The sequence below is a fragment of the Microbacterium aurantiacum genome, assembly GCF_040532595.1.
Taxonomy (GTDB): domain Bacteria; phylum Actinomycetota; class Actinomycetes; order Actinomycetales; family Microbacteriaceae; genus Microbacterium; species Microbacterium chocolatum_B.
In genome coordinates, this window is sequence record NZ_JBEVYX010000002.1 from 526,300 (window position 1) to 552,095 (window position 25,796).

The window sequence follows — 25,796 nt, forward strand, 5'->3', positions numbered from 1 at the left end:
GTTCCCTAGGCTGGAGAGGTGCTGGAGTTCATGGTCGGATCGAGCCTCGCCGCCGCGGCGGGGCTCAACGCGTGGATGCCGCTCCTCGTCCTCGGCCTCGCGGATCGCTTCATTCCGGCCGTCCAGCTGCCCGCAGCCTGGTCGTGGCTCTCCTCCGATGTCGCGCTGTGGATCATCGGCGCCCTGCTCCTGCTCGAGGTCGTGGCCGACAAGATCCCCGCGGTGGACTCGGTCAACGACGTCGTCCAGACCCTTGTGCGACCGGCGGCCGGCGGAGTCGTCTTCGGCGCGGGCGCCGGCGCCGAGTCCGTCGCCGTCGACGATCCGTCGGCGCTCGTGGCGGACGGCGGCTGGATCCCCATCGTCATCGGCATCGCCATCGCCCTCGGGGTCCACGCTCTCAAGGCGATCGCGCGGCCGGTCGCGAACGCCGCGACGGCGGGTGTCGCCGCGCCCGTGGTGTCGTCGATAGAGGACGCGTCCTCCCTGGCGCTCTCGATCCTGGCCCTGCTCGCCCCGCTGCTCGGATTCGTGATCCTGGTGGGGGGCGTCGTGACCGCGGTGTGGGGCCTTGCGCGACTGCGACGCCGTCAGCGCCGCCGCGCGGCGATGAGCGACGGGAGCGCCTCCCACACGGCATCCACCTGACGCCGCGTGTCTGCGAGGTCGCCGGCGGTGTCGATGACGACATCGGCGAGCGCACGACGGGACTCGTCGTCGATCTGCGCCGCGACGCGGGCGGCGGCATCCGCTTCCCCCATCCCCCTCAGGTCCACCATGCGACGGATGCGGATCTCCGCGGGCGCATCGGCGACGAGGACGAGGTCCCAGGGGTCGTCGGCGCGGGCTTCCGCGAGGAGCGGCACGTCGTACACCACCACCCGGTCGGGGTCGGCCGCGAGAGCAGCGCGGAATCGCCGAGCCGACGCCTCGCGGACGGCCGGGTGCACTATCGCGTTGAGACGCGCGCGGGCGTCGTCGTCGGCGAAGACGAGCGCACCCAGGGCGGCCCGGTCCAGCGTGCCGTCCTCGGCGATGACGTCCTCGCCGAAGGCGGCGACGATGCGGTCCAGGACGGGGGACCCGGGGGCCTGCACGTCACGCACGATCCGGTCGGCGTCGACGATCTCGGCTCCGAGCTCCGCGAGTCGTGCGGCGATGGTGGACTTCCCGGAGGCGATCCCGCCGGTGAGGGCGACAAGAGGCATGGATCGAGCATGTCATGTACCCCTCCGGCACCGCGGATGCGGGAGGATCTGGGATATCCTGACCGACGTTCGGGCGCCGGACCTTCTCGCGGCGCTGAGGGAGTGTGCTGTGGACCCGTCACGTGTCGCCGTCGTCGTCGAGGACGAAGACGATATCCGATCCCTGCTCTCGACGATCCTCGCCCAGGCGGGGTTCGACGTGTTCGAAGCCGCGACCGGCGCGGAGGGGATCGAGCTCGTCCGCCAGCACGACCCGCTGGTGACCACGCTCGACGTGAACATGCCCGGCATGGACGGTTTCGAGACGACGAAGCGGATCCGCAGCTTCAGCGAGACCTACATCGTCATGCTCAGCGCGCGCACCGAGGAGATCGACGCCCTCCAGGGGCTGGAGGCCGGCGCCGACGACTACATCGCCAAGCCGTTCCGTCCGCGAGAGCTGCGGGCGCGTATCGACGCCATGCTGCGCCGCCCGCGTCACCGGGCGGGCGGGATCGGCTCCGACGCGGCGGACGGCGACGAGTGGCGTGAGCACCGCGGGCTACGCCTGCACCCCGCGATGCGGGAAGCCAGCGTCGACGGACGCGATCTCGAGCTCACACGCAGCGAATTCGACATCCTCGCCGACCTGCTGGCCTCGGGGCGGCGTGTGCGCGCGAAGTCGGATCTCGCCCTCATGCTGCGCGGCGAGGAGCCCGGCGGGGGCGAGTTCGTCAGCGAGAGCGACGCGCGCGCCATCGAAGTCCACGTCGCCAACCTCCGACGGAAGCTCGGGGAATCGCCGACGGATCCTCGGTGGATCGAGACTGTCCGCGGCGTCGGCTACCGCCTGACGGCGGATCAGGTCTGAGTCGCCTCCCGCGGCTCGACGGTCACCACGGCCGCATCCACCCGCGTGGCCGCGTCGATGGCCGCGTCGCGCGCGGCGCTGATCAACTCCTGGGCATCGTGGCCGACGACCGTGCTGTCGGCCACCCCCACTCCGACGACCGGGATGATCCCGTGCGTCGCCGACCCGAGTCGATCGAAGACGCCCCGGTACACCGCCGTCGCCGCGCTCCGGGCGCCGCCGGCGTCCTCCACGACGCATCCGACCAGCAGTCCGGCGCGGGAGTCCTCGCCCACGATCGCGCCGGCCGGCGCGGAAGCCGCCACGCCGCGTCGCCAGTCGTCGATCACGAGTCCCGTCACATCGCCGCCGAATGCCGTCGTCATCTGCGCGAGGTCGTCGATGCGCACGGCCACGAGCGCGAGCGTCACGCCCTGTTGCCGCGCCCGCACGCTGAGCGCGCTCCAGATCCCGGTGAACACCGCCTCCGAGACGATTCCGTCGCGTGAGATGTCCGACAGCGTCGCCCGCGTCTGATCGAGCAGCGGCACCCTCGTGGCCCGGAGGACCGACAGGATCACCACGGCCACGACTGTGAGGACGACGGTGCCGAAGCTCAGCGCGATCGAGCCGAACGCGTACTGGAAGAACGCGCTCTCGGGTCCCTCGAGGAGGAAGACCGTGGTCCGCCCGACGTAGAACGCGCACTGCAGCGCGAAGACGACCGCCAAGACCCAGGCGGACCGCGTCGACCCGAGCACTCCCCGCAGGCACTCCACGGCCGCAGCCGCGGAGAACGCCGTGAGTGCCAGGAACATCCACACCGCGCCGGCCCAGTCCCCGGCCGGAAGCCCTTCCACCAGTACCGCGACGGCGGCACCACCGGCGCCCACGGCCACGAGGAGGCCGTCACGGCGGATGCGGCGTCCATTGAACCGGCGGCAGCCGAGCCACATGCATCCCGTCGCGGTCACGAAGGTCGCGTTCCCCGCGGCGAGCGCCCACAGATCCATTCCCGAGCGCGCCCAGAGCACGTAGGCGAGCGTGGTGAGCATCGCGGCGAGGAATCCCAGCGCCCACACCCGGCCCGCCCCGTCGTCCCGGCGGAGCAGCGTCTCGACGATGAAGACGATGCCGCTGACATTGACGACGACGCTGGAGACGACGAGGACGCTGAGCAGGTCGAGGGTCATGGCAGTCTCTCCGAGGGTTCGGCGGCGGGAACCTTGACGACGAACGTGGATCCGACGCCGACCGTGCTCTCCACAGTGATCTCGCCGCCCAGCTGACGCACGATGTCGCGACTGATGGCCAGGCCGAGCCCCGTTCCCGACGTCTGGGAGCCCGCGCGGTAGTAGCGCTGGAAGAGGCGTGCGCACTCGTCCTCGGACATGCCCTGCCCGGTGTCGCGCACCACGATGCGCGTCCACACCCCGTCGGCATCGGTCGTCAGGTGCACGTGCCCGCCCTCCCGGTTGTAGGTCACCGCGTTCGCGACGAGGTTGTCCACCACCTGACGCAGCCGGTCGGGGTCGGCCCATCCGTCCGCCGGGCGCACCTCGTCGAGATGGACGGAGATCCCGCGCGCATCCGCGCGGGGGCGGAGCGCCTGTGCGGATGCGGCGACGATGTCCTGCACGGCCACGATCCTCGGCTCCACCGACGTGGCCGTGGTCGCCGCACTGCTGGACGCCGAGAGGATGTCGCCGACGATGAGGAGCAGCCGCTCCGCGTTGCGCTCGGCGACCTGGAGGTCGCGCCGCACGTCACCGGGCGTCTCCGGGGCGTCGATGGCGAGGTCGAGGTATCCCATGATCGACGTCAGCGGTGTCCGCAGCTCGTGCGACACCGAGGCGACCAGCTCGTCCCTGGCGCGGAGCGCCAGCAGCTCCGTCGTGACGTCCCGCGACACCACGACGGCGCCGGCGTCCGCACCCGTGTCGTCGACGAGACGCCGCGCGGTGATGCTGAGCGCGCGGCGCATCGCAGGATCGGCGCCGAACCACGCCACGGCGTCGTCGAAACCCTCGCCGCGCAGTGCCCGCTCGAGGGGGCGTTCCGCCTCGGGCAGCGGCGTGACGCCGTCGTCACGGAACGCCGGCGCTGTGCCTTCGCCCCCGACAGCGCGCTGCAGACGCGCGTGGGCGTCGTTCGTGACCGCGACACGTCCGTCACGGTCGACGCGGATCACGCCGAAATCGACGGCGTCCAGCACCTCGGTCACTGTCTGCTCCTGCAAACGGGTGGTCTCCAGGAGGCGGCGCAGGAGATCGGACTGCGTGACGAGCAGATTGCGCTGCGCCGTGCTCCTCCGGGCGGCCACGTGACTTCCCACCGCGACGGCCACGAGGACCACGGGGATCAGGATCGTCATGGCGGCGAGCGGATCCCCCGTCGACAGGAAGACGAGGAGGTTGACGCCGACCATGGCGACGATGACCCCCCACAGCCCGACAAGGCCGAAGGATGCGGCCAGCCACGTCGCGGGGAAGACCCACAGCAATCCGAGAGTCGTCCCCGGCGCCGCGAACTGCATCAGGGTGATCGCGACGCCGTCGAGGGCGGGGACCAGGGCGACCCAGCCGTGGTGCAGCCGGTTCCACGGGACCAGGAGTGTCGCCCCGGCGACGGCGAAGACCACCAGGACCCCCAGGAAGAACAGCGCCGTGTCGCCCGTGAAGGATCCGACGACGGCGAGCCCGGCGACGATGAAGACGACCGCGGTGAGCAGGATCTGGTTGAGCAGCACGGCGCGATCGCGCGCGAGATCACTCACGTCGGATGCGGCTCGTGGGGATCGAGCCCCGACGAGCCGGCCGATACGGGGAGTCGCCGGCCCGGTTGCACGCCGGGTCATACCAGGACGTTAACGGATGCCGCGGTCCTCGCGTGGACGGATGACGCCGCGACACGCCCCGCGCTCACGTCGCATTCCACAGGTCTCGGTAGAACGTGAGACGGACCGTGTCCGGTGCGACCCCGTACGCGTCGTAGAACTCGGAATCCCAGCCCGGGCCGTAGTTCCATTCCAGGCTCATGCTCGCGACGGCGATGTCGGCCCACCGGTCGGCGACGCCCAGGGCGCCGACGTCGACGTGACCCGCCCAGCGGCCGTCGTCGCCGATGAGGGTGTTGGGTGCGCACGCGTCGCCGTGGCAGACGACGAGGCGGTCGACCTCCGGCGCGTCGTGCAGCGCCGGAGGCACGACGATGCCCCGCGCACGCGCCGCGGATATGCGGTCGGCGACGCTCCATGTGAAGGGGCAGGTCGTCGTCGGCAGTCGGTCGTGCCACGCCCGCAGTCCTTCGCCGATCGCCCGGACCGCCTGCCGCGGTGTGCGCATGCCGCGCGGGGAGACGGCGCCCTCCCCCGCCATCCCGCAGGTGATCAGCCACTCCTCATCGCCCTCGGCGCCCCACTCGCGGACCCGGGGCACGGCGGTGTACCGGGCGGCCCAGTGCAGACGCTCGACCTCCGCCGCGACCGGGGTCTCGCCACCGCGGGGCTGCAGCTTGACGAAGACGGTCTCGTCGTGCCGCACGCCGCGGAACGTCACGCCGCCGGCGTCGTTCACCCACACGGCCGTCAGCTCCGCGTCGGGGGCGAGGGCCCGCACCCGGTCGGGGATCCGGCCCGGGTGCGCCGGGATGCTCATCGCCCGGCATCCGCCTTCTCGTACGAGGCGACGAGCTCCAGCTCACGATCCTTGCGCGGGAGGAAGACGCCGACGACCACCGCGCCGATCGCGATCGCGATCGCCCCGACGGCGTATGCCGCGATCGCCCCGTCCACGAGGCTCTGCTGCGCGGCCTGGACGATCTGATCCTTGTACTGGGGGTACTGCTCGGCCACGTGCATCGCCGACGCGTAGGACGCCTGGAGGGCGGCGACGACCTGCGCACTGATCGAGTCGGCCTCGTCGGAGCCGGCGATGAGGGTGCCGAAGGAGCGAGCGAACCCTGCGGCGAGAATGGCGCCGAGCACGCCCTGCATGATCGACCCGCCGAGGTCGCGCTGCAGATCGGCCGTTGCGGACGCCATCCCGACACGGCGGACCGGGGTCGACTCCGTGATCGCCCGCGAGGCGGGGGTCATCGCGAACCCCGCGCCGATGCCGATGACCAGATACGCCACGCTCACCCACCAGAACGGGGTGCCGGCGTTCCAGAAGAGCATCGTGACGAAGCCGAGGAGGACGAACCCGTAGCCGAGCAGCATCGTGAAGCGGGAGCCGCGCGCGAGGACCAGACGGGCCGAGTGCGGGGCGACGATCAGCAGCCCGACACCCGCCGGGATGATCGACAACGACGCATCCAGGGTGGAGTACCCGAGGATGTTCTGCTGGAACTGCTGCCCGACGAACATCGCCCCCATGAGCGACCCGAAGACGATGAGACCTCCGGTCGCCGGCGCCCAGAACATCCGGCGTCGCGCGACGCGCAGGTCGTACAGCGGAGAGCGCGCGCGGTGTTGGCGCCACCCGAAGAGGACGAGGAGCAGCGCTCCGCTGACCAGGAGCACCAGCCCGAACACCGCCGTTGCGGGAACGAACACCGTGGACAGCCCGAGGACGAGGCTCGCGACCATGAAGACCGACAGCACCCCGCCGAGGTGGTCGACCGGGTCGGAGTTCTCCGCCACGTGGGAGGGGACGAACAGCACGACCAGGATCAGCGCGGCGACGGCGAACGGCACGGCGAGGAAGAAGGCGGCCCCCCACCAGAACCAGAGGAGCAGGATGCCGGCCAGCACCGAGCCGATGACCGTCGCCGTCGCCGAGACCGCCGACCACAGCGCGATCGCGAGCGTCCGCTGCCGACCCGGCGCCCACAGCGCCGTGATGAGCGACAGCGTCACGGGGTACGCCATCCCCGCGGCGATCCCCGTGCAGATCCGCGCGATGACGAGCATCTCTATGGATGCGGCGAACGCGGCGAAGAAGCTCACCACCACCGTCAGCCCCAGCCCGAGGACGAGCAGCTGCTTGCGCCCGTACCTGTCGGCGACCGCGCCGAGGTAGAGCACCGACATCGCGAGTCCCAGGGAGCACCCCACGGCGACGAGGTTGAGCGCGGTCTGGCCCGCCCCGAAGGCGTCGCCGATGTCGGGAAGTGCGATGTTGGCCGCAGCGAGATTGATGTTGCAGACCAGGGCGCCGAGGATCAGCGCGGTCAGCACGAGGCGGGCGCGAGGGGGTGCGCCGGCGGGAGCCTTCGGCGAGGCGGGTGAACTCACGCGCCCCACCCTAGCGAGGCGGGTCGCCGCGGTGTCGGCGGCGCCCTCTGCCAGGATCGCCTCGTGGCACTTCCGATCAGCCCCGCCCGCCTCGTCGTCCTCGTCGGGGCGGTGCTCGCGCCGCTGATCGTCATCGCGGCCACTCCCCTGTCGAGCGCCCTGGGGCCGACCCTCCTGGGGGTGATCGCGACGGCGGGATCGGTCCGACGCGGTCCGCCGGCCATGTGGCGCATGGCGGCGGCGTCGACGCTCGTCGCTGTGCTCGCGGGGCTGGCCGCGTCCAGCGGCGATGCGGTGCCGCTCGTCGGCACCGCCGTGGTGGTGGCCGCCGCCCTCGCGACCAGCGTCCTCCCCCGGCGCGGTCTCACCGCCTCGGGCGGGATGGTCGTGACGATCGCCGCGCTCCTGGTGATCAAGCCGGTCACGACACCGGTCGAGGGCGCCGGTGCGTGGGCGGGACCGGTCCTGGTGGCCGTCGTGGTCGGCGCCGCCACCGCGTGGATCGCCGCGGTGCTGTCCGTCGCCCTGCGGGGGCGCGCCCTTCCCCGGCCGCAGCTCCCCACCCCGACGGTGCCCTACAGCATCCTGCTGGCCGTGCTGGCGGGGGGTTTCACTTTCGTGAGTCTGATGGCGTTCCCCGACTCCAACGCGTGGTGGACGGTGCTGACGGTGGCGATCGTCCTGCAGCCGACGCGCGACCGACTGTGGGCGAAGCTGGGCGCGCGCGTTCTGGGCACCCTGATCGGCGGTGCGCTCGCCGCAGTTCTGGCGGTGATCCTCCCCACCGCGGTTGCGCCGGTGGCGCTGGGATTCGTCGCGCTCGCGATCAACGTCGTCCTCACGGTGCGGGGCGCGGCCTACTGGCAATCGGCGACCGCGGTGACCGTGGCGGTCGTGATGCTCACCTTCGACCGTGACGAGCTGCTGCAGGGCGATGTCGAGCGCGTGCTGTTCACCCTCCTTGCCGCCGGTGTCACCGCCGGCGCCGTCGCGCTCCTTCGCGTCCTCCCCTCGGGACGACGGGCACCGGGCGTCGGATAACACGGCGGCGGGCCGGAACCCCGAAGGATTCCGGCCCGCCGACCGTCAGAGCGGTGTGTCTCAGCGACCCGAGAGCTTCTCGCGCAGTGCGGCGAGGGCCTCGTCGTCGGCGAGGGTGCCGACCGAGCTGCTGTCGGAGGCGAACGACGAGCCGCCGACACCGGCGGTCGCGACGGCCTCGGCCTCGGCCTCGAGGGCCTTGGCGACAGCGGCCTTGTGGGCCTCCCAGCGCGCGTGGGCCGCAGCGTACTCCTGCTCCCACTTCTCGCGCTGCTCGTCGAACCCTTCGAGCCAGGCGTTGGTCTCGGGGTCGAAGCCCTCGGGGTACTTGTACTCGCCGTTCTCGTCGTACTCCGTGACCATGCCGTACAGGGCCGGGTCGAACTCGGTGCCGTTGGGGTCGACCGACTCGTTGGCCTGCTTGAGCGACAGCGAGATGCGGCGACGCTCGAGGTCGATGTCGATGATCTTGACGAAGACCTCTTCGCCGACCGAGACGACCTGCTCGGCGAGCTCGACGTGCTTGCCGGAGAGCTCCGAGATGTGCACCAGGCCCTCGATGCCGTCGGCGACGCGGACGAACGCACCGAACGGAACGAGCTTGGTGACCTTGCCCGGCGCGACCTGGCCGATCGCGTGGGTACGGGCGAACACCTGCCACGGGTCTTCCTGGGTGGCCTTCAGCGAGAGCGACACGCGCTCGCGGTCCAGGTCCACCTCGAGGATCTCGACGGTGACCTCCTGGCCGACCTCGACGACCTCGGACGCGTGCTCGATGTGCTTCCACGACAGCTCCGAGACGTGGACGAGACCGTCGACGCCGCCGAGGTCGACGAACGCACCGAAGTTGACGATCGAGGAGACCGTTCCCTTGCGGACCTGACCCTTGTGGAGGTTGTTGAGGAAGGTGGTGCGCGACTCGGACTGCGTCTGCTCGAGCAGGGCGCGGCGCGAGAGCACGACGTTGTTGCGGTTCTTGTCGAGCTCGAGGATCTTGGCCTCGATCTCCTGGCCGAGGTACGGCGTGAGGTCGCGGACGCGACGGAGCTCGATCAGCGAGGCGGGCAGGAAGCCGCGCAGGCCGATGTCGACGATGAGGCCACCCTTGACGACCTCGATGACCTGACCGGTGACGACACCGTCGGTCTCCTTGATCTTCTCCACGTCGCCCCACGCGCGCTCGTACTGCGCACGCTTCTTCGACAGGATGAGGCGGCCTTCCTTGTCCTCCTTCTGGAGGACCAGCGCCTCGACCTCGTCGCCGACCTTGACGACCTCGTTGGGGTCGACGTCGTGCTTGATGGAGAGCTCGCGCGAGGGGATGACACCCTCGGTCTTGTATCCGACGTCGAGGAGGACCTCGTCGCGGTCGATCTTCACCACGGTGCCTTCGATGAGGTCGCCGTCGTTGAAGAACTTCAGGGTCTTCTCGACCGCGGCCAGGAAGTCTTCGGCAGATCCGATGTCGTTGATCGCGACCTGCTTGATGGCCGGGGCGGTCGTTGCGGTAGTCATGTAGTGGGTTGTCCTTGGAGGGTTGGGGTGTCGGGGCCCGACGATGTGGTTATCTCCGGATGCCGGAGGCAGGCGGATGCCCTCGCCGAGGCCGGGTGGATGGGGTCGTACGCGTCACTCTCCGGCCCGGAGGCCGCGGGCACGCCGAAGCGCGTCCTGAGGATGACACTTCAGGCTATCAGAGAGCCGGCCCCGCGCGCGATCCGGCTCTCGCGGTCCGCCCCGGAACAGGAGATCGCTCCGGAACAGGACGAGCGAGCCGACATCCTCCTGTTTCCGTCGAATCACCTGTGTCCGACTCGGTCGCCCTGATAGCGTGCGACGCAGCCGAGCGACCAGCGAAGGACGGTACTCATGAGTTCAGCAGCCCGTGGAGCCTCCGGCCCCGCCGCCGCGGAGCGGCCCCGGGAGGAGTGGACCGGCCAACTCGGCTTCATCCTCGCCGCGATCGGATCGGCCGTGGGTCTCGGCAACATCTGGCGGTTCCCCGGTGTGGCGTATGAGAACGGCGGCGGCGCGTTCCTCATCCCCTACCTCGTGGCGCTCATCACCGCCGGCATCCCGATCCTCTTCCTCGACTACGCGATCGGCCACCGCTTCCGCGGCGCGGCCCCGACCGCGTTCCGCCGACTGGGAGGCCCGCGCCACGGGCGCTGGCTCGAAGGGCTCGGATGGTTCCAGGTTGCCATCGCGTTCGTCATCGGGCTGTACTACACCGCGGTCATCGCATGGGCGGCGAGCTTCTTCATCTTCTCCTTCGACCTCCGCTGGGGCGATGACACGCAGGCCTTCCTGATCAACGAGTACCTCCAGGTGGGCGACCCCGGCTTCAGCCTCGAATTCGTCCCCGGCGTGCTGATCCCGCTCGTGATCGTCTGGATCGCCGTGATCGCGGTCCTCGCGGCGGGTGTCGCGAAGGGCATCCAGCGGGCGAACGTCATCTTCCTGCCGCTGCTGGTGATCGCCTTCCTCATCCTGGTCGTGCGCGCGCTCTTCCTCGAGGGCGCCGCCGACGGCCTCAACGCCCTGTTCACCCCGGATTGGGCGGCGCTCGCGAATCCCGACGTCTGGATCGCCGCATACAGCCAGATCTTCTTCTCGCTGTCGATCGCGTTCGGCATCATGATCACGTACGCGTCCTACCGGCGCCGCCGCGCGAATCTCACGGGCCCGGGCCTGGTCGTGGCGTTCTCGAACTCGTCGTTCGAGATCCTCGCGGGCATCGGCGTCTTCGCGACGCTCGGGTTCTTCGCGTTCCAGCAGAACGTCTCGGTGGCTGAACTCGAGGGGCTCACGGGTGTCGGGCTCTCCTTCATCACGTTCCCCGCGATCGTGTCGCAGATGCCGGGCGGCCCGATCTTCGGAGCCCTGTTCTTCGGCTCGCTCGTGATGGCGGGATTCACCTCGCTCCTGTCCGTGCTGCAGGTCGTGTCGGCCGCCATCCAGGAGAAGACAGGGCTCTCGCCCCGTCGCGCGGCCGTTTCGCTCGGGGTGGTCTCGGCGATCCTCTCGGTCCTGCTGTTCTCGACCACGACCGGCCTCATCGCCCTGGACACCACCGATCACTGGGCGAACAACATCGGCATCGTCGCCTCCGCGATCGCGACGTCCATCCTCGTCATCTGGGTGCTCCGGAAGGGCGGCGAGCTGCGCTTCCACCTCAACGCCGTCTCGACCTTCCAGGTCGGCAGGGTGTGGGTCTTCCTGGTCGGCGGTCTCGCGCCGGTCGTCCTGACCTACATGCTGGTGACGCGGATCATCTCCCTCCTCATCGACGGCTACGAGGGGTATCCCGGGGAGTACCTCGCCGTCGTCGGATGGGGCACCGTGCTCCTCCTCGTCATCGCCGCCGTCGTCCTCCCGCTCGTCCCGTGGAAGAGGCGACCCGATGACTTCACCGCGTGGCCCCCGGTCGACGAGGCCTCCGCGACGACTCTGCTCGCCCGCCGAAAGGACGCACGATGACCCCCATCGCCATCACCTTCCTCGTCTTGGCGATCGTGGTCGTCTGGGGCGGGCTCATCGGAAGCGTGGTCTTCCTGGCCCGGCAGCCCGAGCGGGCCGAGTTCCCCGCCGGGGGCACGGACGACCAGCGCGAGGATGCCGGGCCCGTCGAACGCGATACGTGACCCGACCCACCCCACGGCTCAGTTGAGAGCGCGCGTGTCCTCGGGGATCACTCCGTCGGCGTAGAGATCGGACGCGACGTCCTGCAGCGCGGTGAGCGCGACCCGCTGGGTCATCGGGCCGTACGAGATGCGCGCCACCCCGAGGGTCTCGTACTCAGCCGCCGACAGCGCGCCGGGGAGTCCGATGACGCTGATCTTCCGCTCGCCGATGCCGTCCACCAGTGCGCGGGTGACATCGGCCGACAGGATGCCGGGGACGAAGACCAGGTCGGCACCGGCGTCGAGGTAGGCGCGCCCGCGCGCCACGGCGTCGTCGATGGACTCGCGGACCGGGCGGTCGCCCGCCCGCACGAACGCATCGGTGCGCGCGTTCAGGACGAAGGGGACGCCCTCCGCTTCTCCGGCGGCGACGGCGGCGGCTACGGCGCGCACGGAATCCTCCAGCGGACGAAGGCGGTCTTCCATGTTCGCCCCGACGACGCCCACGCCGATGGCACGTCGCACCGTCTCCCCCGGGTCGCCGAAGCCGGCGTCCAGATCCGCGCTGACGGGCAGCGCACCCGCTGTCTCGACGATGCGGGCGACCATGTCCAGCATGAGTTCACGCGGGATGTTCTCGCCGTCCGGGTATCCGAAGGTCGCCGCGATCGAGTGCCCTGCGGTCGCGATCGCACGCGTCTCGGGGAGTGCCGCGACGGTGGCCGCGGAGACCGCGTCCCATACGTTCACGACGCGGAGGATCTCGGGAGCGCGGTGCAGATCGGCGAGGGTGCGGGCTTTGTCCTGTGCAGTGGTCATGCCCTCACGGTAACGATCGCCCACCGGCCGAACGGGGACTTGCGCCGCACGCCCTCCGGGGAGAGGATGCGACGTCGCCGCCCGAGCTCAGCGTGAGACGTCGACGGTGAAGGTCACCGGCTCGATGCCGCCGTCGGAGTTCTCCAGTACGACCGTGGTCGATCCCTCGGCGAGTGCGGTGACACCGGGGTTGAAGACCGTGCCGCCCTCTTCGCGCCCGGCGGTGAACTCCGCCACGGCGGTGTCGGAGACCTCGCCGCTGTAGCTGTCCACCGCGAGGTCGCCGGTGTTGATGTTGAGCACCTGCCCGACGACCAGATCGACCGTCTCCCCCTGCAGGTCGCCGACGTCGACTGTCACCGGCGCGATGACCGGCGTGGGCGCGGGATCCTGCGAAGCGCAGGCCGCGAGGGAGAACAGACCGACCGCCACAGCCGAAGCCGTCAGGACTCTCGAGATTCGCATGCGCTCAGAATGGCAGGCGTCCGATCCGCGCGCACGCCGACGCGCGGCAGCGTCCCTGTGGATAACCGCAGGGCCACGTACCCGGGGCGGTTACCGTGGTCGCGTGATGACACGCGGCGCCGGCACGATCCTCCTCGCCCTGGTGACGGGAGCACTGCTGGCGGGCTGCACGCCCGAGCCCTCCACCCCGACGCCGACGCCGACCTTCACGAGCGACGACGATGCCTTCGCCGCCGCCGAGGCGACCTACCGCGCCTACGTCGATGCCCTCAACCAGGTCGACCTGAGCGATCCCGCGACCTTCGAGCCGGTGTACGCCTGGACCACCGGGGAACTCAACGCCTCTGATCGCACAACCTACTCGGAGTGGCACGCGGAGGGGTACCAAATCGTGGGCGAGGCATCGATTTCTAGCCTGCGGCCAGCGACATCGACCTCGCGTCAAACGGCAACCTTGCTGATCACATCTTGTTATGACGTTTCGGATGTCGACGTGCTCGACGCGAGCGGATCGTCGCTCGTTGACGAAAGCCGGCCCGGCATCCAATGGCTGGAAGTCGAGCTCGTCCAAACCGGAGGAACAACTACTGGGCTTGCGCTTCGGTCCATCGGACCCGCGTCAGGTGAGTCTCCATGCTCGAGCTAGCCCTAGTTACACTGCTGGTCTTCCAGGTTCCCACGGCTGGCACTGGGTGCAACTCTGGGTCGACGCTCATCACGGCGTGCACGTCATCGGACGGGACGCAGGTCGACATCAGCGCGGGCATCACGGCGCCGGGCGTCGGGAGCAGCGGTGACAGCGGCAGCTCCGGCGGCGGCCCTCCCCCGCTCGACGCGGCGCCGCCCTCCGCCGGATTCGACCCCGAGGACTGCGGTCCCCTGGGGTGCCGCGGCAACTACACCGTCCTCACTCCGCCGGACGTGACGATCGCCGATCTCGCGTCCTTCCGTCCCGCGGCACCGAGCGTCGCCGGACAGCCCGACGGCTTCGGAGTGACGGGTATGCCGACGAACGTCGTGGCTGCGGCATCCGAGCAGATCATCCCGGGCTCGATCCTCGGCTGGGACGTCCTCGTCCGGTTCACCCCGTCCGGCTACGTCTTCGACTACGGCGACGGCGTGCAGTCGCGCTCCGCGACCGGCGGTTCGTCGTGGGAGAGCCTCGCGCAGGGGCAGTTCACGCCCACGCCGACCAGCCACGTCTACCGCGAGCGCGGCGTCTATCCCGTCGTCGTCGCCGTCGAGTACGCCGCGGCGGTCGATTTCGGCAGCGGGGCCTGGCGCCCGGTCGACGGCGTCGTCACGGCCCGCTCGGGCACCTACCCGGTCGAGGTCGTCGACGTGCGCACTGCGCTGGTCGATCGCTCCTGCACCGAGGATCCGCTCGCGGCGGGCTGCTGAGAGCCGTCCGCCCCCGCCAGACGGTTCCGCACCCGCTGTCCCACGCGCACGACGGCGCGGACCGGTATCCCGATGATCGTCGCCAGCCGGCCCGCCCCCGAGGTGTCGAGCGCGCCCAGCACGACCTTCCGATCCCACGCCGCGCGCAGGGACCCACCGCGCACGGCGACGGCCTGTCGTGCGGGCAGCTCCCCGCGGCGCCGCGCGGCGACGAGCCCCGCCGTCTGCTCCTCCCAGTCGTCGACGCACGCATCGTGGAAGTAGTTGTCCTCCCGCCACCGTTGCGCCGGATGCCGGAACCGCCGTGCTGCGACATCCCCCTCCGATCCGAGGAGGTCGGCGTCGGCGAGCACCTCGTTGATGAGCTCGGCGGAGATCCCGAAGCTGTCCAGCGCGATCACCGGGATGCCGCGTGCGATCGCCTCGATCGCCGCGGTGGAGCTGACCGTGACGAGTCCCTCCGCGGTGTCGAGGGCCCGCGCCATCGGGGCGGTGGAGAACACGAGATTCGCCGGCGACGGTCCGAGCTCGGCGATGAGGTCACGGTATCCCGTCTCCTCGTGGTGCGTCTGGCTCTCCCCGGCGGCGGCGCGGAGCTTCACCACGACACGGCGATCCGGGCGCGCGTGCGCCGCGCGCACGAGGGCCCGTGCGACCCGCCGGCGGTCCGCGGCGAGCGCGGGTACCTTCGCCTGCGCGGCGAAGACCAGGTCGGTCCCCGCCTCCGCGGCCGCCGTCTCGCACGAGCCCGCCGCGAGCCGTCCCGACGCGCCGCCCCGCGCGAAGGGGAGGGTGGCGAGCGCAAAGCGATGCGGAACACCCTTCTCCTGCGCCAAGGCGGCGAACTCGCGGCGTTCGCGCTGCGAGTGCACGACGAACAGGTCGCACTGGGCCCGGTAGAGAAGGGCCTTGCGCGTCGCCGGGATGGAGATCCCCGGGAGGCCCGTGACGATCACCGGTCGCGGAACGACGTCGGCCACCACTGACGCGAGAAGCCGGACGAGGGGGCCGCGACCGGCCAGCAGCACGACGTCGGGCGGAGCCGCGCGCAGACGGTCGGTCACGGCGTCGAGGTCGCTCCTCACCACCGCGAGCTCGGCGAGACCGCTCCCCGCGAGCGCACTCGTCAGCTGGGCGTCGCTCACGACCAGCGGAGTCGTCACCACCGTCAGCTGCGGAGACCACGCGGGCCCGAGCCGGCCGAGCAGGTGCGCCGCCCACTTCACGTACGAGTCGGTGTCGGCGAGTGCGACGATCCGAAGCGGTGCGGCATCCGCTCCGCTCACGCGGGGACGCGACGGAGCTTCGCCATCGGCGCGAGCTCGCCCGGGTACACCCGCTTCACCCCGTCGCCGAGCGCCGACTCGATGACGCGGATGTCGCGCACGAGGTGCGTCAGCCCGGTCGGCTCGAGCGACGCGGCATGGTCGGAGCCCCACATCGTCCGATCGAGGGTGATGTGCCGCTCCACGGCCACGGCACCGAGCGCGACCGCGGCGAGGGAGATCTGCAGTCCGCGCTCGTGACCGGAGTAGCCGACGGGGACACCGGGGAATCGCTCGCGCAACGCGGGGATCATCCGCAGGTTCGCCTCCTCCGGCTCCATCGGGTATGTGGACGTGGCGTGCATCAGCACCAGGCGATCGGTTCCGAGGACGCCCACGGCCGCGTCGATCTCCGCCATGGTCGACATCCCCGTGGACAGGAGGACGGGCTTGCCGGTGTCGGCGAGCGCCCGCAGCAGGGCGTGGTCGGTGAGACTCGCCGAGGCGACCTTGTGCGCGGCGACGCCGAGGTCCTCCAGGAACGCCACGCTCGGCACGTCCCACGGCGACGCGAACCACTCGAGACCCCGCAGCAGCGCGTGGTCGGAGATCTCGATGTACTGGGCACGGTCGAATTCCACGCGTCGCCGGTAGTCGAGGTAGGTCATCGTCCCCCACGGCGTCTCCCTCGGGACGTCGCGCATGTGCTCGGGCGTGGCGATCTCGGGCGTCCGCTTCTGGAACTTCACCGCGTCCGCTCCGGCATCCGCGGCGACATCGATGAGGCGCTTGGCGAGGTCGACGTCGCCGTTGTGGTTGAGGCCGATCTCGGCGATGACGTAGGCCGGGCGGCCTCCGCCGATGACACGGGTTCCGATGGTGACGGTCACGGGTTCTCTTTCGTCGGGGCTCCGGCGTGGCCGGAACCGGTGAGGGATGCCGCCGGGGCGGCGTCGCGGGCAGAGAGGACGCGCTCGGCGAGGTCGCGGACTGCCCCCTCGCCCCCGGGGGCGTCGAGGATGAGGCGTGCCGCGGCCCGCACGCTCGGGTGAGCATTGGGGACGACCACCGGCCAGCCGACGATCTCCAGGCACGGCAGGTCGTTGACGTCGTTGCCGAGGTAGGCGATGCGCGAGAGCGGAAGGTGCCGCTCCGCCGCCCAGGCGCGCAGGGCGGCGGCTTTGTCATCGCAACCCTGCACGACATCGACCCCGAGCTTGCGGCCGCGCGCGGTGACGACCGGGTTCGACTCGGTCGACAGGATCAGCACCGGAATGCCCGAGCGACGGAGAAGCGAGACGCCCATGCCGTCCGACCGGCTGACACGGACCGTCTCGACGCCGTGCTGGTCCAGCAGCGCGGTGTCGTCGGTGTGCACACCGTCGAAGTCGGTGACGACCGCGTCCACGTCGATGGGCACCGGCGCGTCCACGAGCGGCGCGAGGGCGCGCGCGACGGCGAGTTCGTCCTCGGTGTCGATCTCGATGGCGGTACGCGCAGCGACCTCCGCGATGCCGACGCTGCCGAAGAAGCGGTGGCGGGTCGCGCGGAAGGCCTTGGCGCGGAGGACGTAGAACGCCCCCGTCTCGAGGAAATGCGGTTCGCGATCCTGCCGACGCGGACGCACGGCCGCGTCGTGGTTGACCGCTTCTGCCGCGTCGCCGATCGCGCGGCGCCACAGGAATCCGTACGACTCCACCGCCGAGAAGACCGCATCGCGACGGCGGGAGCGGACCAGCCGCACGGCGTCCCCGAGCGCCGCGACGTCGACGAACGGACTGGTCGCCTGCAGGAGCACGACCACGCCGACCCGGTCGGCGTCCGGATCGAGCACCTCCAGCGCGTGCAGCACCGCACTCTCGGAGCTCGCCTCGTCGCCGGAGAGCTCCGCCGGCCGCGAGACGACCTCGGCGCCCCACTCGGCCGCCACCGCCGCGATGTCGGCGTCGTCCGTCGAGACGACCACCCGGTCGATCTCGGGACACCGTTGCGCCGCAGCCACGGCGCGGGCGACGAGCGGCACGCCCCCCACACGACGCAGGTTCTTCCGCGGCACGCCCTTCGATCCTCCGCGCGCCGGGATGACGGCGACGACGGCGCTCATCGCTCCCTGCCGATCGCGGGGTGCGCCGCCGCACGCGACGCTCCGTGGTCTCGGCCGACGTCGTCGGGGCCGATGTCGTCGGGGCCGATGTCGACGGGGCCGATGTGCAGGAGCGAACCGGATCCGGCGAGGATCGGGGGCAGCGTCGTCGTGGTGCTGGAGGGGAGGGTGAACAGCGTCAGCGGCCGCGTCGTCCCCACCAGCAGCACCTCGATCGGCAGGGCGGGTTCCCGCACCAGGATGCCGTCGATCCCCGCCACGGCCGCGCGCTGAGCCGCGGAGGCCCGGCGATGCGGGAGATAGACCGCGGGACCGCGCCCGGCGATGCGACCGATCCACTCCCGGTACTCGGGCAGCGGCATCCGTCCATCCGTGGGACGCGCGCTCCCCAGGATGATGCGCGCACCGAGCCCGTCGCGGAACGCTCGCGTCGAGGCGCGGGGCGCTGCGCCGCGGATTCCGGCGAACCGATGCCGGGTGAGGCTATAGCCGCGCTCCCGCAGCGCCGCGGCGCGTTCACCACCGACATCGAACGCGGTGAAGATCTCCGCGTCGCCGGATGCCGCGCGGTGGGCGATCCTCTCGTGGGCGAACGGCGCGAGCAGACGGTGGAGGTGCCCCTCGGTCTGGTGCGGACGCCGGTAGGGACGCTCGCCGGCGAGCGTCGCGGCGTACGCGACCGCGCCCGCACCGTCGTCGAGGAACGTCAGCCTGCGCGGGCGCAGGACCGCGGCGGCCAGCCGGAACTGGCCCGAGAACCCGTCGCCCACCAGCCAGTGACCGTGACGCGCCAGCATCGCCCACGGGATGCCGAGGTAGGGCTCGAGGACGCCGAAGCGCGCGCCGCGGGCGACGAGCTCGTCGGCGGTCTCCGACATCTGGGGCGTGAGCCGGCCCGCCACATCGACGGACCGACCGTGCAGGTCGGCCCATTCCGCTGCACCGAGCAGCTGCAGGGGAGATTCCACCCACGCCATGACATCGGTTCGTCCCATGTCGCCTCCCGCCCGTGCCGTTCGGGCCACGATGCGCGCCGAAGGAGACGACGGTCTGGCGGGCGGAGGTCCATCGCACGACCATCCGGTGAACTCCCGCTGTCCGAGGCCGCGTGCCAGGATGAGGGCGTGACCGACCGCCTGCTGCTCCTGGACTCCGCCTCTCTGTACTTCCGGGCGGACGTCGCCGCGATGATCTAAGCGCTCCACTCGGCGAGAAGGCCGCGCACCGTGGACTCGTACTGCCGGCGATCGAAACGCAGAGTGAACACTGGGGCACCTGTCCCACCGACCTGGCCGGTCCACCCGTCCTGGTACGTGACGTTCCGCCACTCGACCGTCGTTCCCGTCACCCGCACATCCGCAGTGACGGCACCACAGTCCAACCCCCCACATCCTGGACAGAACAGCACTCCGGCGCGGCCATCGTCGTACTGGACCCAGGGATCATTACCTGACGAGTTCTCCCCGAGCAGGGCGCGAAGACTCGCCACGGCCAAGCTGTCGCCGATAGACCCTTCAGTCAGGAACGTGACGTCCTCACACTTCTGACCGTCAGAAAGGCTCAGGCGATCTCGTAGCGGCCGACCATCAATGGTCCAGTCGAGAAATCTCAGCGGCGCGACGGCGACCGCCTCGGAACGCAGTCGGAAGAACCCACGCCGCACGGTTTCCCATTGTTCACGCTCCGCCCACTCGACCCCCAACACGGCGAGGGTGTTGGCTTGAGAGGACACGGGCCCGAGCTTATCGACGACACCGGAACGCGACGCCATGTCATGCGGTGACGGCATCACTACCCTAGGGTCATGGCACCCAGCTCGGAAAAGTTGCTTTTACTGGACTCCGCCTCGCTCTACTTCCGAGCCTTCTACGGCGTTCCGGACTCGGTCCGCGCCGACGACGGCACGGTCGTCAACGCGCTCCGCGGGTTCCTCGACATGATCGCGAAGCTCGTACCCCTGTCGGAGGCCACCCACGTCGTTGCGTGCTGGGACGACGACTGGCGCCCGCAGTGGCGGGTGGACCTGCTCCCCACGTACAAATCCCATCGCGTCGTGACCGAGGTGGCCGCCGGACCCGACGTCGAGGAGGTCCCCGACCCGCTCGAGACCCAGGTGCCGCTCATCGGCGAGGCCCTCGGCCTCCTCGGCATCCCGGTGGTGGGCGCGGCCGACCACGAAGCCGACGACGTGATCGGCACCCTCGCCACGAGGGCGACCATGCCGGTCGACATCGTCACCGGGGACCGCGATCTCTTCCAGCTGGTCGATGACGCACGTGAGGTGCGCGTCGTCTACACCGCGCGCGGCATGAGCAATCTCGAGACCGTGACGGACGACGTCGTGGTCGCCAAGTACGGGGTGCACGCGGCCCAGTACGCCGATTTCGCCACCCTCCGGGGCGACGCCTCCGACGGTCTCCCGGGCGTCGCCGGCATCGGCGACAAGACCGCCGCCACGCTGCTGGCCGCCCACGGCGACCTCGCCGGCATCCGCGCCGCCGCCGATGCGCCCGACAGCGGGATGAGCGCGGGAGTCCGCGCGAAGATCCTCGCGGGCACCGACTACCTCGCGGTCGCGCCGCGGGTCGTCGCGGTCGTCCGAGACCTGGACATCCCCGATGTCGACGCGCGGCTGCGAACGTCGGATGCCGCTTCCCGGGCCGCCGCGGAGGGCTTCGCCCACCGCTGGGGCTCCGTGGCGGCGATGGACCGGGCACTCGCAGCGGTCACCGCCGCCGCCGGCTGAGTCAGCGCTGCGCGCGGGCGGCCGCGGCCACCGCGGTCAGCAGTGCGACGCAGTAGAGGACGGCGAGCGCCAGCAGAAGGACGAGTCCGCCGGTCCAGCGGCCGGTGACCTCGTGGATGAGGCCCATGGCGGGTCCGCCGAGGGCGCCGACGGCGTAGCCGCCGCCCTGGACGAGGGCCGACATGCCGGCCGCCTCCCGGTCGTCCCGGGCGACCGCGACGAGCGCCGAGAAGATGACGACGAACCCGCCCGAGTGACCGATGGCACCGGCGATCAGCCACACCCACAGCAGCTCCGGTGCGAGCAGCATCCCGCCCGTGACGAGGATCCAGGACACGCAGATGACGACCGGCGCGATGGCGCGCGGGGCGTACCGCGTCAGGAGCGGCACGAGGAACGCTCCGGCCACCCCGACCCCCTGGTAGACCGACGCCAGCGCCCCCGCCGAGGCCGCATCCAGCCCGAGGGTGTCGGCGGCCAGCGTCGGCAGCCAGGTCGTGAGCGCGTAGTAGATCGTGCACTGGGCGGCGAAGGACGCGAGGAGCAGCCAGGTGACGGGCCGTCGCGCGAACGAGCGTTCGCGCCGGGTGACGACGGGGAGCGGACCCGTGATCCGTGCGACGTCCCGCACGTCCTGCTCTGCGCTCGCCGCCGTAACGGTGGGCGCACCCGAGAACCGCTCACCCGCGCGACGGGACCGCCGCAGGTGCACGCTCCAGAGCGCGATGCCGGCGATCGTGAGCACGCCCCAGGCGAGCAGTGCGGCGGGCCACCCGACGACGGCCGCGAGCGGCGCCGTGGCCAGCGAGGTGAGGAGCGAGCCAACGTTCAGCATCGCCACGTAGGCCGCGGTCACCACGGCGACCTTCGGCCCGGGCACGTCGCGGCGGATGATGACCGGGATCACCACGTTTCCCACCGTCACCGCCGCGCCGATGACGAGCATCCCCGCCAGCATCCATTCGAAGCCGGGGATCGCCCGGATCAGCGTGCCGGCGAGCACGCCCGAGAGTGAGACGAGCAGAGCGACCTCGGCCCCGGCCCGGCGGATGACGAGCGCCGCCAGCGGCGTCAGCAGCGCGAACATCAGCACCGGCGCCGTGGTGATGAGCCCGGCCGTCGCCGATCCGATGCCGAGATCGCCCTCGATCTCACGGAGGACGGGAGTGGGAGCGACGATCGGCCCGCGCAGGCTGATCGCGGCGACCAGGATGCCGATCACGACGAGCGCGATGCCCGCTCCGGGGACGAGCGATCGGTTGCCGGCGGTCACGCGCCGAGTCTAGGCGGCGGTCGGTGTCATTCCCGGCGCGGGCGACGTCCGCCGATCCACTCCCGCAGACGCGGGAGCGGCCACGTCGTGACGATCCGCTCCGCGGGGATCCCGGCATCCTCGGCGCGGCGGGCCCCGTGATCGAGGAGGGAGAGCTGGCCCGGCGCATGGGCATCCGAGTCGATGGAGAACAGGCACCCGGCCTCGAGGGCCAGCGCGATCAGGTCGTCGGGCGGATCCTGACGCTCGGGCCGGGAATTGATCTCCACCGCGACGTCGTGGGCCGCACACGCCGCGAAGACCGCTGCCGCATCGAAGGTCGACGCGGGTCGCGTGCCGCGGGCCCCTTCCACGAGACGGCCGGTGACGTGACCGAGCACGTCGGCACGGCCACTCGAGACGGCGGCGATCATCCGTCGGGTCATCGGTCCGCTCTCCATCCGCAGTTTCGAGTGGACCGACGCGACGACGACGTCGAGCTCGGCGAGGAGCTCGGCATCCTGATCCAGCTCGCCGTCGTCGAGGACGTCGACCTCGATCCCCCACAGCAGGGTGAACCGCTCGGTACCGAGTGCACGGACGACATCGCGCTGGGCGCGCAGTCGCTGGGCACTCAGCCCGTTGGCGACCCGGAGGCGCGGCGAGTGGTCGGTGAGGGCGAGGTACTCGTGGCCGAGGTCTCGCGCCGCCTCCGCCATCAGCGGGATCGGGGTCAGTCCATCCGACCAGTCGCTGTGGGAGTGGAGGTCCCCGCGCAGCGAACCCCGGAGGCGCGACGACACCGATCCGCCCGCCCGGGCGCGCAGGTCGGCGAGATAGTCGGGCACGGCCCCCGCGCGCGCCTGCAGGATGACCGCGAGGGTCGACTCCCCGATTCCCTTGGTCCGCCGGAGCAGAGCCACATCGTCCAGCTCGGCCTCAGAGAGCCCGGCCACGGCCTCCGCCGCGGCGCGGAAAGCCTTCGACCTGTAGCGGGACGAACGCTCGCGCTCGAGCAGACCCGCGATCTCGCTCAGAGCGGCGTGCGGGTCCATGACGACTCGCCCGCCTCAGCCCGCGAGTGCGCGCGTGGCATCCACCCAGCGCTGAAGCGTCCGCGCCGCGGCACCGGAGTCGACCGCGGCAGCCGCGTCGTCGCGTGCTTCCGCGAGGCGCTCGAGGATCGGGCGCTGCACCTGGCCGGCGTCGCGGAAGAGTCGGTACGCCACGAGTCCCGCGGCGGCGTTGAGCAGGACGATGTCGCGCACGGCGCCGCCCTCACCCTGGAACGTGCGGTGGACGACCGCCGCGTTGTGGGCGGGGTCTCCGCCGAGCAGATCGGAGATGTCGGCGAGGGGGATGCCGAGATCTCGGGGGTCCAGATCGTGCTCGTGGATGTCGCCGCGGCTGACCTCCCAGAGGCGGCTGTGTCCGGTGGTGGTGAGTTCGTCCAGTCCGTCATCACCGCGGAACACCAGCGCGGTCGCACCGCGCGTACGGAAGACGCCGGTGATGAGCGGCACGCGATCGAGGTGGGCGACACCGACGGCGTTGGCCTCCGCGCGCGCGGGATTGCAGAGCGGGCCGAGGAAGTTGAACACCGTCGGGACCCCGAGCTCCTTGCGGGTGGCAGCCGCGTGGCGGAACCCGGGATGGAATGCGGCCGCGAACGCGAAGGTGATCCCCGCACGCGGCAGGACATCCGCGACGGCCTCCGGCGAGAGGCTGAGGTCGACCCCGAGAGCGCTGAGCACATCGGACGATCCCGAGGACGAGCTCGCGGCGCGATTGCCGTGCTTGACGACGGGGACACCCGTCGCCGCGGCCACCAGGGCCGCCATGGTGGAGACATTGACCGTTCCGAACCGGTCGCCACCGGTGCCGACGATGTCCAGCACCCCCGGGTCGACCGGGAGCGGAAGCGCCGACTCCAGGATCGCGTCGCGGAATCCGACGATCTCGTCGACCGTCTCGCCCTTCGCCCGCAGGGCGATCAGGAACGCCGCCAGCTGGGACGGCGTGGCCGTTCCCCGCATGATGCCGCGCATCGCCCATGTCGACTCCGACACGCTCAGGTCGCGGCGCTCGAGAAGCGTGGTGAGGATGTCCGGCCAGGTGTACAGCTCCGCCATGCCTGAGAGCCTAGTGTCGACCAGGAATCGAGACCGTTCCGTGACCCGCATCCGGGCCTCCCGCGTTCAGCGCCCTCGTCGGGCCTTCTCAGTCGATTCCCGGCGTGCGCGAAGGACCGTCCGAGGTGCGTACGGAGGGAGAGGATCTCTCTCGGTGCGATCCAGCGGGCCGGGTATCGGCCATAATGGTGAGCGTGACGACCTCCACTGCGACCTACTCCCAGGCCATGCGGTCCGTCAAGCGGCCGGATCCGGTCGCCGTCGGAACCATCGTGTGGCTCGGCAGCGAGGTGATGTTCTTCGCGGGTCTCTTCGCGATCTACTTCACCCTGCGCAGCACCTCGCCCGAGCTCTGGGCGCAGGAAAGCGCGCTGCTGAATGTCCCTTTCGCGACCGTGAACACGATCATCCTGGTCATGTCCTCCGTGACGTGCCAGATGGGTGTGTTCGCCGCCGAGCGCTTCCAGCCGTACTCGACGAAGAAGCGCGGCATCCTCGGCTGGGGAATGGTCGAGTGGTTCTGGCTCACCTTCGCACTCGGCGCCATCTTCGTCTCGGGCCAGGTGTGGGAGTACGCGCAGCTCGTCGCTGAGGGCGTCTCGATCGACACGAACGCGTACGCGTCGGCCTTCTATCTGACGACCGGCTTCCACGCCCTGCACGTCACCGGTGGCCTGATCGCCTTCCTCCTCGTGATCGGTCGCGCCTACGCGGTCAAGAACTTCGGACGCAAGGAGATGACCTCCTCGATCGTCGTCTCGTACTACTGGCACTTCGTCGACGTGGTGTGGATCGCTCTGTTCCTCGTCATCTACTTCCTGAAATAGGAGCTGATTCCCGACATGGCACGCACCACACAGCGCCGAAACCACGGACGACGCAGCCCCTGGGCAGCGGCCGCGCTGATCGGCATCGGCCTGCTCATCACGGGTGGCGCCTACGCGGGCGCCTCCGCCGCGATGGCCTCGACGTCCGAGCCGACGATCAACTCCGCTCTCACGATCGACGACGGCAAGAAGCTGTTTCAGGCGAACTGCGCCACCTGCCACGGACTCGACCTCCAGGGAAGCCTGGAAGGGCCGGCGCTGTACGGCGTCGGGGAGCTCTCCGTGCACTTCCAGATGAGCACCGGCCGGATGCCGCTGCAGATGCAGGGCCCCCAGGCCCCGCAGAAGCCCGTCCAGTTCACCGACGAGCAGATCGCGGCGATCGGCGCCTACATCCAGTCCACCTCCCCCGGACCGTCCTTCCCCGAGGAGGCCGTACTCGACGGCGACGGTGACGTCGCACACGGCGGTGAGCTGTTCCGCATCAACTGCGCGATGTGCCACAACGTCGCCGGCGCCGGTGGCGCGCTCACCGAGGGCAAGTACGCACCTGCTCTGCACACCACCACCCCGCTGAACATGTACGCGGCGATGGTGACCGGCCCCCAGAACATGCCGGTCTTCAACGACCTGAACCTGACTCTCGAGGAGAAGCGGGACATCATCTCGTACCTCCTCTACCTGCAGGACAACGAGTCCGCCGGCGGGTTCTCGCTCGGCTCCCTGGGCCCGGTGTCGGAGGGCCTCTTCATCTGGATCTTCGGGATCGGATCTCTGATCGCGATCACCGTGTGGATCACGGCGAAATCCAACTGACCGAATCATGAACACCAGCACGAACGAGGAGC

The 25,796-nt window shown here is 70.7% G+C and carries 26 protein-coding genes; 10 read left to right on the top strand and 16 right to left on the bottom strand.

Going from position 1 to position 25,796, the window contains the following annotated elements; all coding sequences use genetic code 11:
* Positions 1–18: 18 nt before the first annotated feature.
* The gene (locus ABXJ56_RS14735) at positions 19–648 is read left to right on the top strand and encodes a DUF4126 domain-containing protein (protein ID WP_354000467.1); all 630 of its coding nucleotides are present in this window, start codon (positions 19–21) and stop codon (positions 646–648) included.
* On the opposite strand, the gene coaE is transcribed toward ABXJ56_RS14735, so the two are convergent.
* Positions 591–1,208, bottom strand: coding sequence for a dephospho-CoA kinase (gene coaE, locus ABXJ56_RS14740; protein ID WP_354000468.1), 618 nt, complete (start codon positions 1,206–1,208; stop codon positions 591–593). The genes ABXJ56_RS14735 and coaE overlap by 58 nt on opposite strands.
* A 109-nt stretch (positions 1,209–1,317) precedes the next feature.
* On the opposite strand from coaE, the gene ABXJ56_RS14745 reads away from it, so the two are divergent.
* Complete coding sequence (locus tag ABXJ56_RS14745; protein ID WP_354000469.1) at positions 1,318–2,058, top strand: response regulator transcription factor; 741 nt, start codon at positions 1,318–1,320, stop codon at positions 2,056–2,058.
* On the opposite strand, the gene ABXJ56_RS14750 is transcribed toward ABXJ56_RS14745, so the two are convergent.
* The 4 genes from ABXJ56_RS14750 to ABXJ56_RS14765 all read right to left on the bottom strand — a co-directional run bounded on the left by ABXJ56_RS14750 (position 2,049) and on the right by ABXJ56_RS14765 (position 7,273).
* The gene (locus ABXJ56_RS14750; RefSeq protein ID WP_354000470.1) at positions 2,049–3,230 is read right to left on the bottom strand and encodes a hypothetical protein; all 1,182 of its coding nucleotides are present in this window, start codon (positions 3,228–3,230) and stop codon (positions 2,049–2,051) included. The genes ABXJ56_RS14745 and ABXJ56_RS14750 overlap by 10 nt on opposite strands.
* The gene (locus tag ABXJ56_RS14755) at positions 3,227–4,813 is read right to left on the bottom strand and encodes an ATP-binding protein (RefSeq protein ID WP_354000471.1); all 1,587 of its coding nucleotides are present in this window, start codon (positions 4,811–4,813) and stop codon (positions 3,227–3,229) included. Before ABXJ56_RS14755 ends, ABXJ56_RS14750 begins: the two co-directional genes overlap by 4 nt.
* Positions 4,814–4,958: 145 nt before the next feature.
* Positions 4,959–5,693, bottom strand: coding sequence for an aminoglycoside 3'-phosphotransferase (locus ABXJ56_RS14760; protein ID WP_354000472.1), 735 nt, complete (start codon positions 5,691–5,693; stop codon positions 4,959–4,961).
* On the bottom strand, positions 5,690–7,273 hold the full coding sequence (locus ABXJ56_RS14765) for an MFS transporter (RefSeq protein WP_354000473.1): 1,584 nt from the start codon (positions 7,271–7,273) through the stop codon (positions 5,690–5,692). The genes ABXJ56_RS14760 and ABXJ56_RS14765 overlap by 4 nt, the downstream gene beginning before the upstream one ends.
* A gap of 63 nt (positions 7,274–7,336) precedes the next feature.
* On the opposite strand from ABXJ56_RS14765, the gene ABXJ56_RS14770 reads away from it, so the two are divergent.
* Positions 7,337–8,314: an FUSC family protein gene (locus ABXJ56_RS14770; protein WP_354000474.1), complete on the top strand. Its 978-nt coding sequence runs from the start codon at positions 7,337–7,339 to the stop codon at positions 8,312–8,314.
* Between the two features lie 60 nt (positions 8,315–8,374).
* On the opposite strand, the gene rpsA is transcribed toward ABXJ56_RS14770, so the two are convergent.
* Entirely contained in the window at positions 8,375–9,829 is a 1,455-nt protein-coding gene (rpsA, locus tag ABXJ56_RS14775; protein ID WP_354000475.1) for a 30S ribosomal protein S1, read from the bottom strand.
* 354 nt (positions 9,830–10,183) lie between these two features.
* Between rpsA and ABXJ56_RS14780 the strand changes: the two genes are divergently transcribed.
* Positions 10,184–11,794, top strand: coding sequence for a sodium-dependent transporter (locus ABXJ56_RS14780; RefSeq protein ID WP_354000476.1), 1,611 nt, complete (start codon positions 10,184–10,186; stop codon positions 11,792–11,794).
* A complete protein-coding gene (locus tag ABXJ56_RS14785) occupies positions 11,791–11,958 on the top strand; it encodes a methionine/alanine import family NSS transporter small subunit (RefSeq protein ID WP_354000477.1) in 168 nt (55 codons plus the stop codon). Before ABXJ56_RS14780 ends, ABXJ56_RS14785 begins: the two co-directional genes overlap by 4 nt.
* An 18-nt stretch (positions 11,959–11,976) precedes the next feature.
* Here ABXJ56_RS14785 and ABXJ56_RS14790 read toward each other — a convergent pair whose 3' ends face one another.
* Positions 11,977–12,756, bottom strand: a complete 780-nt coding sequence (locus ABXJ56_RS14790; protein ID WP_354000478.1) for an isocitrate lyase/PEP mutase family protein — start codon at positions 12,754–12,756, stop codon at positions 11,977–11,979.
* 87 nt (positions 12,757–12,843) lie between these two features.
* Positions 12,844–13,221, bottom strand: coding sequence for a hypothetical protein (locus ABXJ56_RS14795; RefSeq protein ID WP_354000479.1), 378 nt, complete (start codon positions 13,219–13,221; stop codon positions 12,844–12,846).
* A gap of 106 nt (positions 13,222–13,327) precedes the next feature.
* On the opposite strand from ABXJ56_RS14795, the gene ABXJ56_RS14800 reads away from it, so the two are divergent.
* A complete protein-coding gene (locus ABXJ56_RS14800; protein WP_354000480.1) occupies positions 13,328–13,867 on the top strand; it encodes a hypothetical protein in 540 nt (179 codons plus the stop codon).
* Positions 13,855–14,622: a hypothetical protein gene (locus ABXJ56_RS14805; RefSeq protein ID WP_354000481.1), complete on the top strand. Its 768-nt coding sequence runs from the start codon at positions 13,855–13,857 to the stop codon at positions 14,620–14,622. The genes ABXJ56_RS14800 and ABXJ56_RS14805 overlap by 13 nt, the downstream gene beginning before the upstream one ends.
* On the opposite strand, the gene ABXJ56_RS14810 is transcribed toward ABXJ56_RS14805, so the two are convergent.
* The 5 genes from ABXJ56_RS14810 to ABXJ56_RS14830 form a co-directional block, all read right to left on the bottom strand.
* The gene (locus ABXJ56_RS14810; RefSeq protein WP_354000482.1) at positions 14,541–15,908 is read right to left on the bottom strand and encodes a DUF6716 putative glycosyltransferase; all 1,368 of its coding nucleotides are present in this window, start codon (positions 15,906–15,908) and stop codon (positions 14,541–14,543) included. The two genes, ABXJ56_RS14805 and ABXJ56_RS14810, sit on opposite strands and share 82 nt — an antisense overlap.
* Positions 15,905–16,777, bottom strand: a complete 873-nt coding sequence (locus ABXJ56_RS14815; protein ID WP_354000483.1) for an N-acetylneuraminate synthase family protein — start codon at positions 16,775–16,777, stop codon at positions 15,905–15,907. Before ABXJ56_RS14815 ends, ABXJ56_RS14810 begins: the two co-directional genes overlap by 4 nt.
* A complete protein-coding gene (locus tag ABXJ56_RS14820; protein WP_354000484.1) occupies positions 16,774–17,991 on the bottom strand; it encodes an acylneuraminate cytidylyltransferase in 1,218 nt (405 codons plus the stop codon). The genes ABXJ56_RS14815 and ABXJ56_RS14820 overlap by 4 nt, the downstream gene beginning before the upstream one ends.
* Positions 17,988–18,986, bottom strand: a complete 999-nt coding sequence (locus ABXJ56_RS14825; RefSeq protein WP_354000485.1) for a hypothetical protein — start codon at positions 18,984–18,986, stop codon at positions 17,988–17,990. Before ABXJ56_RS14825 ends, ABXJ56_RS14820 begins: the two co-directional genes overlap by 4 nt.
* A gap of 197 nt (positions 18,987–19,183) precedes the next feature.
* Complete coding sequence (locus ABXJ56_RS14830) at positions 19,184–19,780, bottom strand: hypothetical protein (protein WP_354000486.1); 597 nt, start codon at positions 19,778–19,780, stop codon at positions 19,184–19,186.
* A gap of 15 nt (positions 19,781–19,795) precedes the next feature.
* Between ABXJ56_RS14830 and ABXJ56_RS14835 the strand changes: the two genes are divergently transcribed.
* Entirely contained in the window at positions 19,796–20,737 is a 942-nt protein-coding gene (locus ABXJ56_RS14835) for a 5'-3' exonuclease (RefSeq protein ID WP_354000487.1), read from the top strand.
* Between the two features lies 1 nt (position 20,738).
* Here the strand turns inward: ABXJ56_RS14835 and ABXJ56_RS14840 are convergent, their stop codons facing one another.
* From ABXJ56_RS14840 to trpD, 3 genes are read right to left on the bottom strand one after another with little or no spacing between them, the layout of a single operon-like run.
* Positions 20,739–22,010 (bottom strand): MFS transporter, encoded by a 1,272-nt coding sequence (locus ABXJ56_RS14840; RefSeq protein WP_354000488.1) that lies wholly within the window; start codon positions 22,008–22,010, stop codon positions 20,739–20,741.
* Between the two features lie 26 nt (positions 22,011–22,036).
* Complete coding sequence (locus ABXJ56_RS14845; RefSeq protein WP_354000489.1) at positions 22,037–23,044, bottom strand: PHP domain-containing protein; 1,008 nt, start codon at positions 23,042–23,044, stop codon at positions 22,037–22,039.
* Positions 23,045–23,059: 15 nt separating this feature from the next.
* Positions 23,060–24,121 (bottom strand): anthranilate phosphoribosyltransferase, encoded by a 1,062-nt coding sequence (gene trpD, locus ABXJ56_RS14850; protein ID WP_354000490.1) that lies wholly within the window; start codon positions 24,119–24,121, stop codon positions 23,060–23,062.
* A gap of 185 nt (positions 24,122–24,306) precedes the next feature.
* On the opposite strand from trpD, the gene ctaE reads away from it, so the two are divergent.
* Both ctaE and qcrC read left to right on the top strand, forming a co-directional pair.
* Positions 24,307–24,948, top strand: coding sequence for an aa3-type cytochrome oxidase subunit III (gene ctaE / locus ABXJ56_RS14855; RefSeq protein ID WP_354000491.1), 642 nt, complete (start codon positions 24,307–24,309; stop codon positions 24,946–24,948).
* Between the two features lie 15 nt (positions 24,949–24,963).
* Positions 24,964–25,764: a cytochrome bc1 complex diheme cytochrome c subunit gene (gene qcrC, locus ABXJ56_RS14860; RefSeq protein ID WP_354000492.1), complete on the top strand. Its 801-nt coding sequence runs from the start codon at positions 24,964–24,966 to the stop codon at positions 25,762–25,764.
* Positions 25,765–25,796 lie beyond the last annotated feature (32 nt).

Bases quoted from the DNA above. Each gene is read 5' to 3' on its own strand.
- coaE (WP_354000468.1), bottom strand. From the start codon at position 1,208: ATGCCTCTTGTCGCCCTCACCGGCGGGATCGCCTCCGGGAAGTCCACC.
- ABXJ56_RS14750 (WP_354000470.1), bottom strand. From the start codon at position 3,230: ATGACCCTCGACCTGCTCAGCGTCCTCGTCGTCTCCAGCGTCGTCGTC.
- ABXJ56_RS14760 (WP_354000472.1), bottom strand. From the start codon at position 5,693: ATGAGCATCCCGGCGCACCCGGGCCGGATCCCCGACCGGGTGCGGGCC.
- rpsA (WP_354000475.1), bottom strand. From the start codon at position 9,829: ATGACTACCGCAACGACCGCCCCGGCCATCAAGCAGGTCGCGATCAAC.
- ABXJ56_RS14780 (WP_354000476.1), top strand. From the start codon at position 10,184: ATGAGTTCAGCAGCCCGTGGAGCCTCCGGCCCCGCCGCCGCGGAGCGG.
- ABXJ56_RS14785 (WP_354000477.1), top strand. From the start codon at position 11,791: ATGACCCCCATCGCCATCACCTTCCTCGTCTTGGCGATCGTGGTCGTC.
- ABXJ56_RS14790 (WP_354000478.1), bottom strand. From the start codon at position 12,756: ATGACCACTGCACAGGACAAAGCCCGCACCCTCGCCGATCTGCACCGC.
- ABXJ56_RS14795 (WP_354000479.1), bottom strand. From the start codon at position 13,221: ATGCGAATCTCGAGAGTCCTGACGGCTTCGGCTGTGGCGGTCGGTCTG.
- ABXJ56_RS14800 (WP_354000480.1), top strand. From the start codon at position 13,328: ATGACACGCGGCGCCGGCACGATCCTCCTCGCCCTGGTGACGGGAGCA.
- ABXJ56_RS14805 (WP_354000481.1), top strand. From the start codon at position 13,855: ATGCTCGAGCTAGCCCTAGTTACACTGCTGGTCTTCCAGGTTCCCACG.
- ABXJ56_RS14820 (WP_354000484.1), bottom strand. From the start codon at position 17,991: ATGAGCGCCGTCGTCGCCGTCATCCCGGCGCGCGGAGGATCGAAGGGC.
- ABXJ56_RS14825 (WP_354000485.1), bottom strand. From the start codon at position 18,986: ATGGGACGAACCGATGTCATGGCGTGGGTGGAATCTCCCCTGCAGCTG.
- ABXJ56_RS14830 (WP_354000486.1), bottom strand. From the start codon at position 19,780: ATGCCGTCACCGCATGACATGGCGTCGCGTTCCGGTGTCGTCGATAAG.
- ABXJ56_RS14835 (WP_354000487.1), top strand. From the start codon at position 19,796: ATGGCACCCAGCTCGGAAAAGTTGCTTTTACTGGACTCCGCCTCGCTC.
- ABXJ56_RS14845 (WP_354000489.1), bottom strand. From the start codon at position 23,044: ATGGACCCGCACGCCGCTCTGAGCGAGATCGCGGGTCTGCTCGAGCGC.
- trpD (WP_354000490.1), bottom strand. From the start codon at position 24,121: ATGGCGGAGCTGTACACCTGGCCGGACATCCTCACCACGCTTCTCGAG.
- ctaE (WP_354000491.1), top strand. From the start codon at position 24,307: ATGGTGAGCGTGACGACCTCCACTGCGACCTACTCCCAGGCCATGCGG.
- qcrC (WP_354000492.1), top strand. From the start codon at position 24,964: ATGGCACGCACCACACAGCGCCGAAACCACGGACGACGCAGCCCCTGG.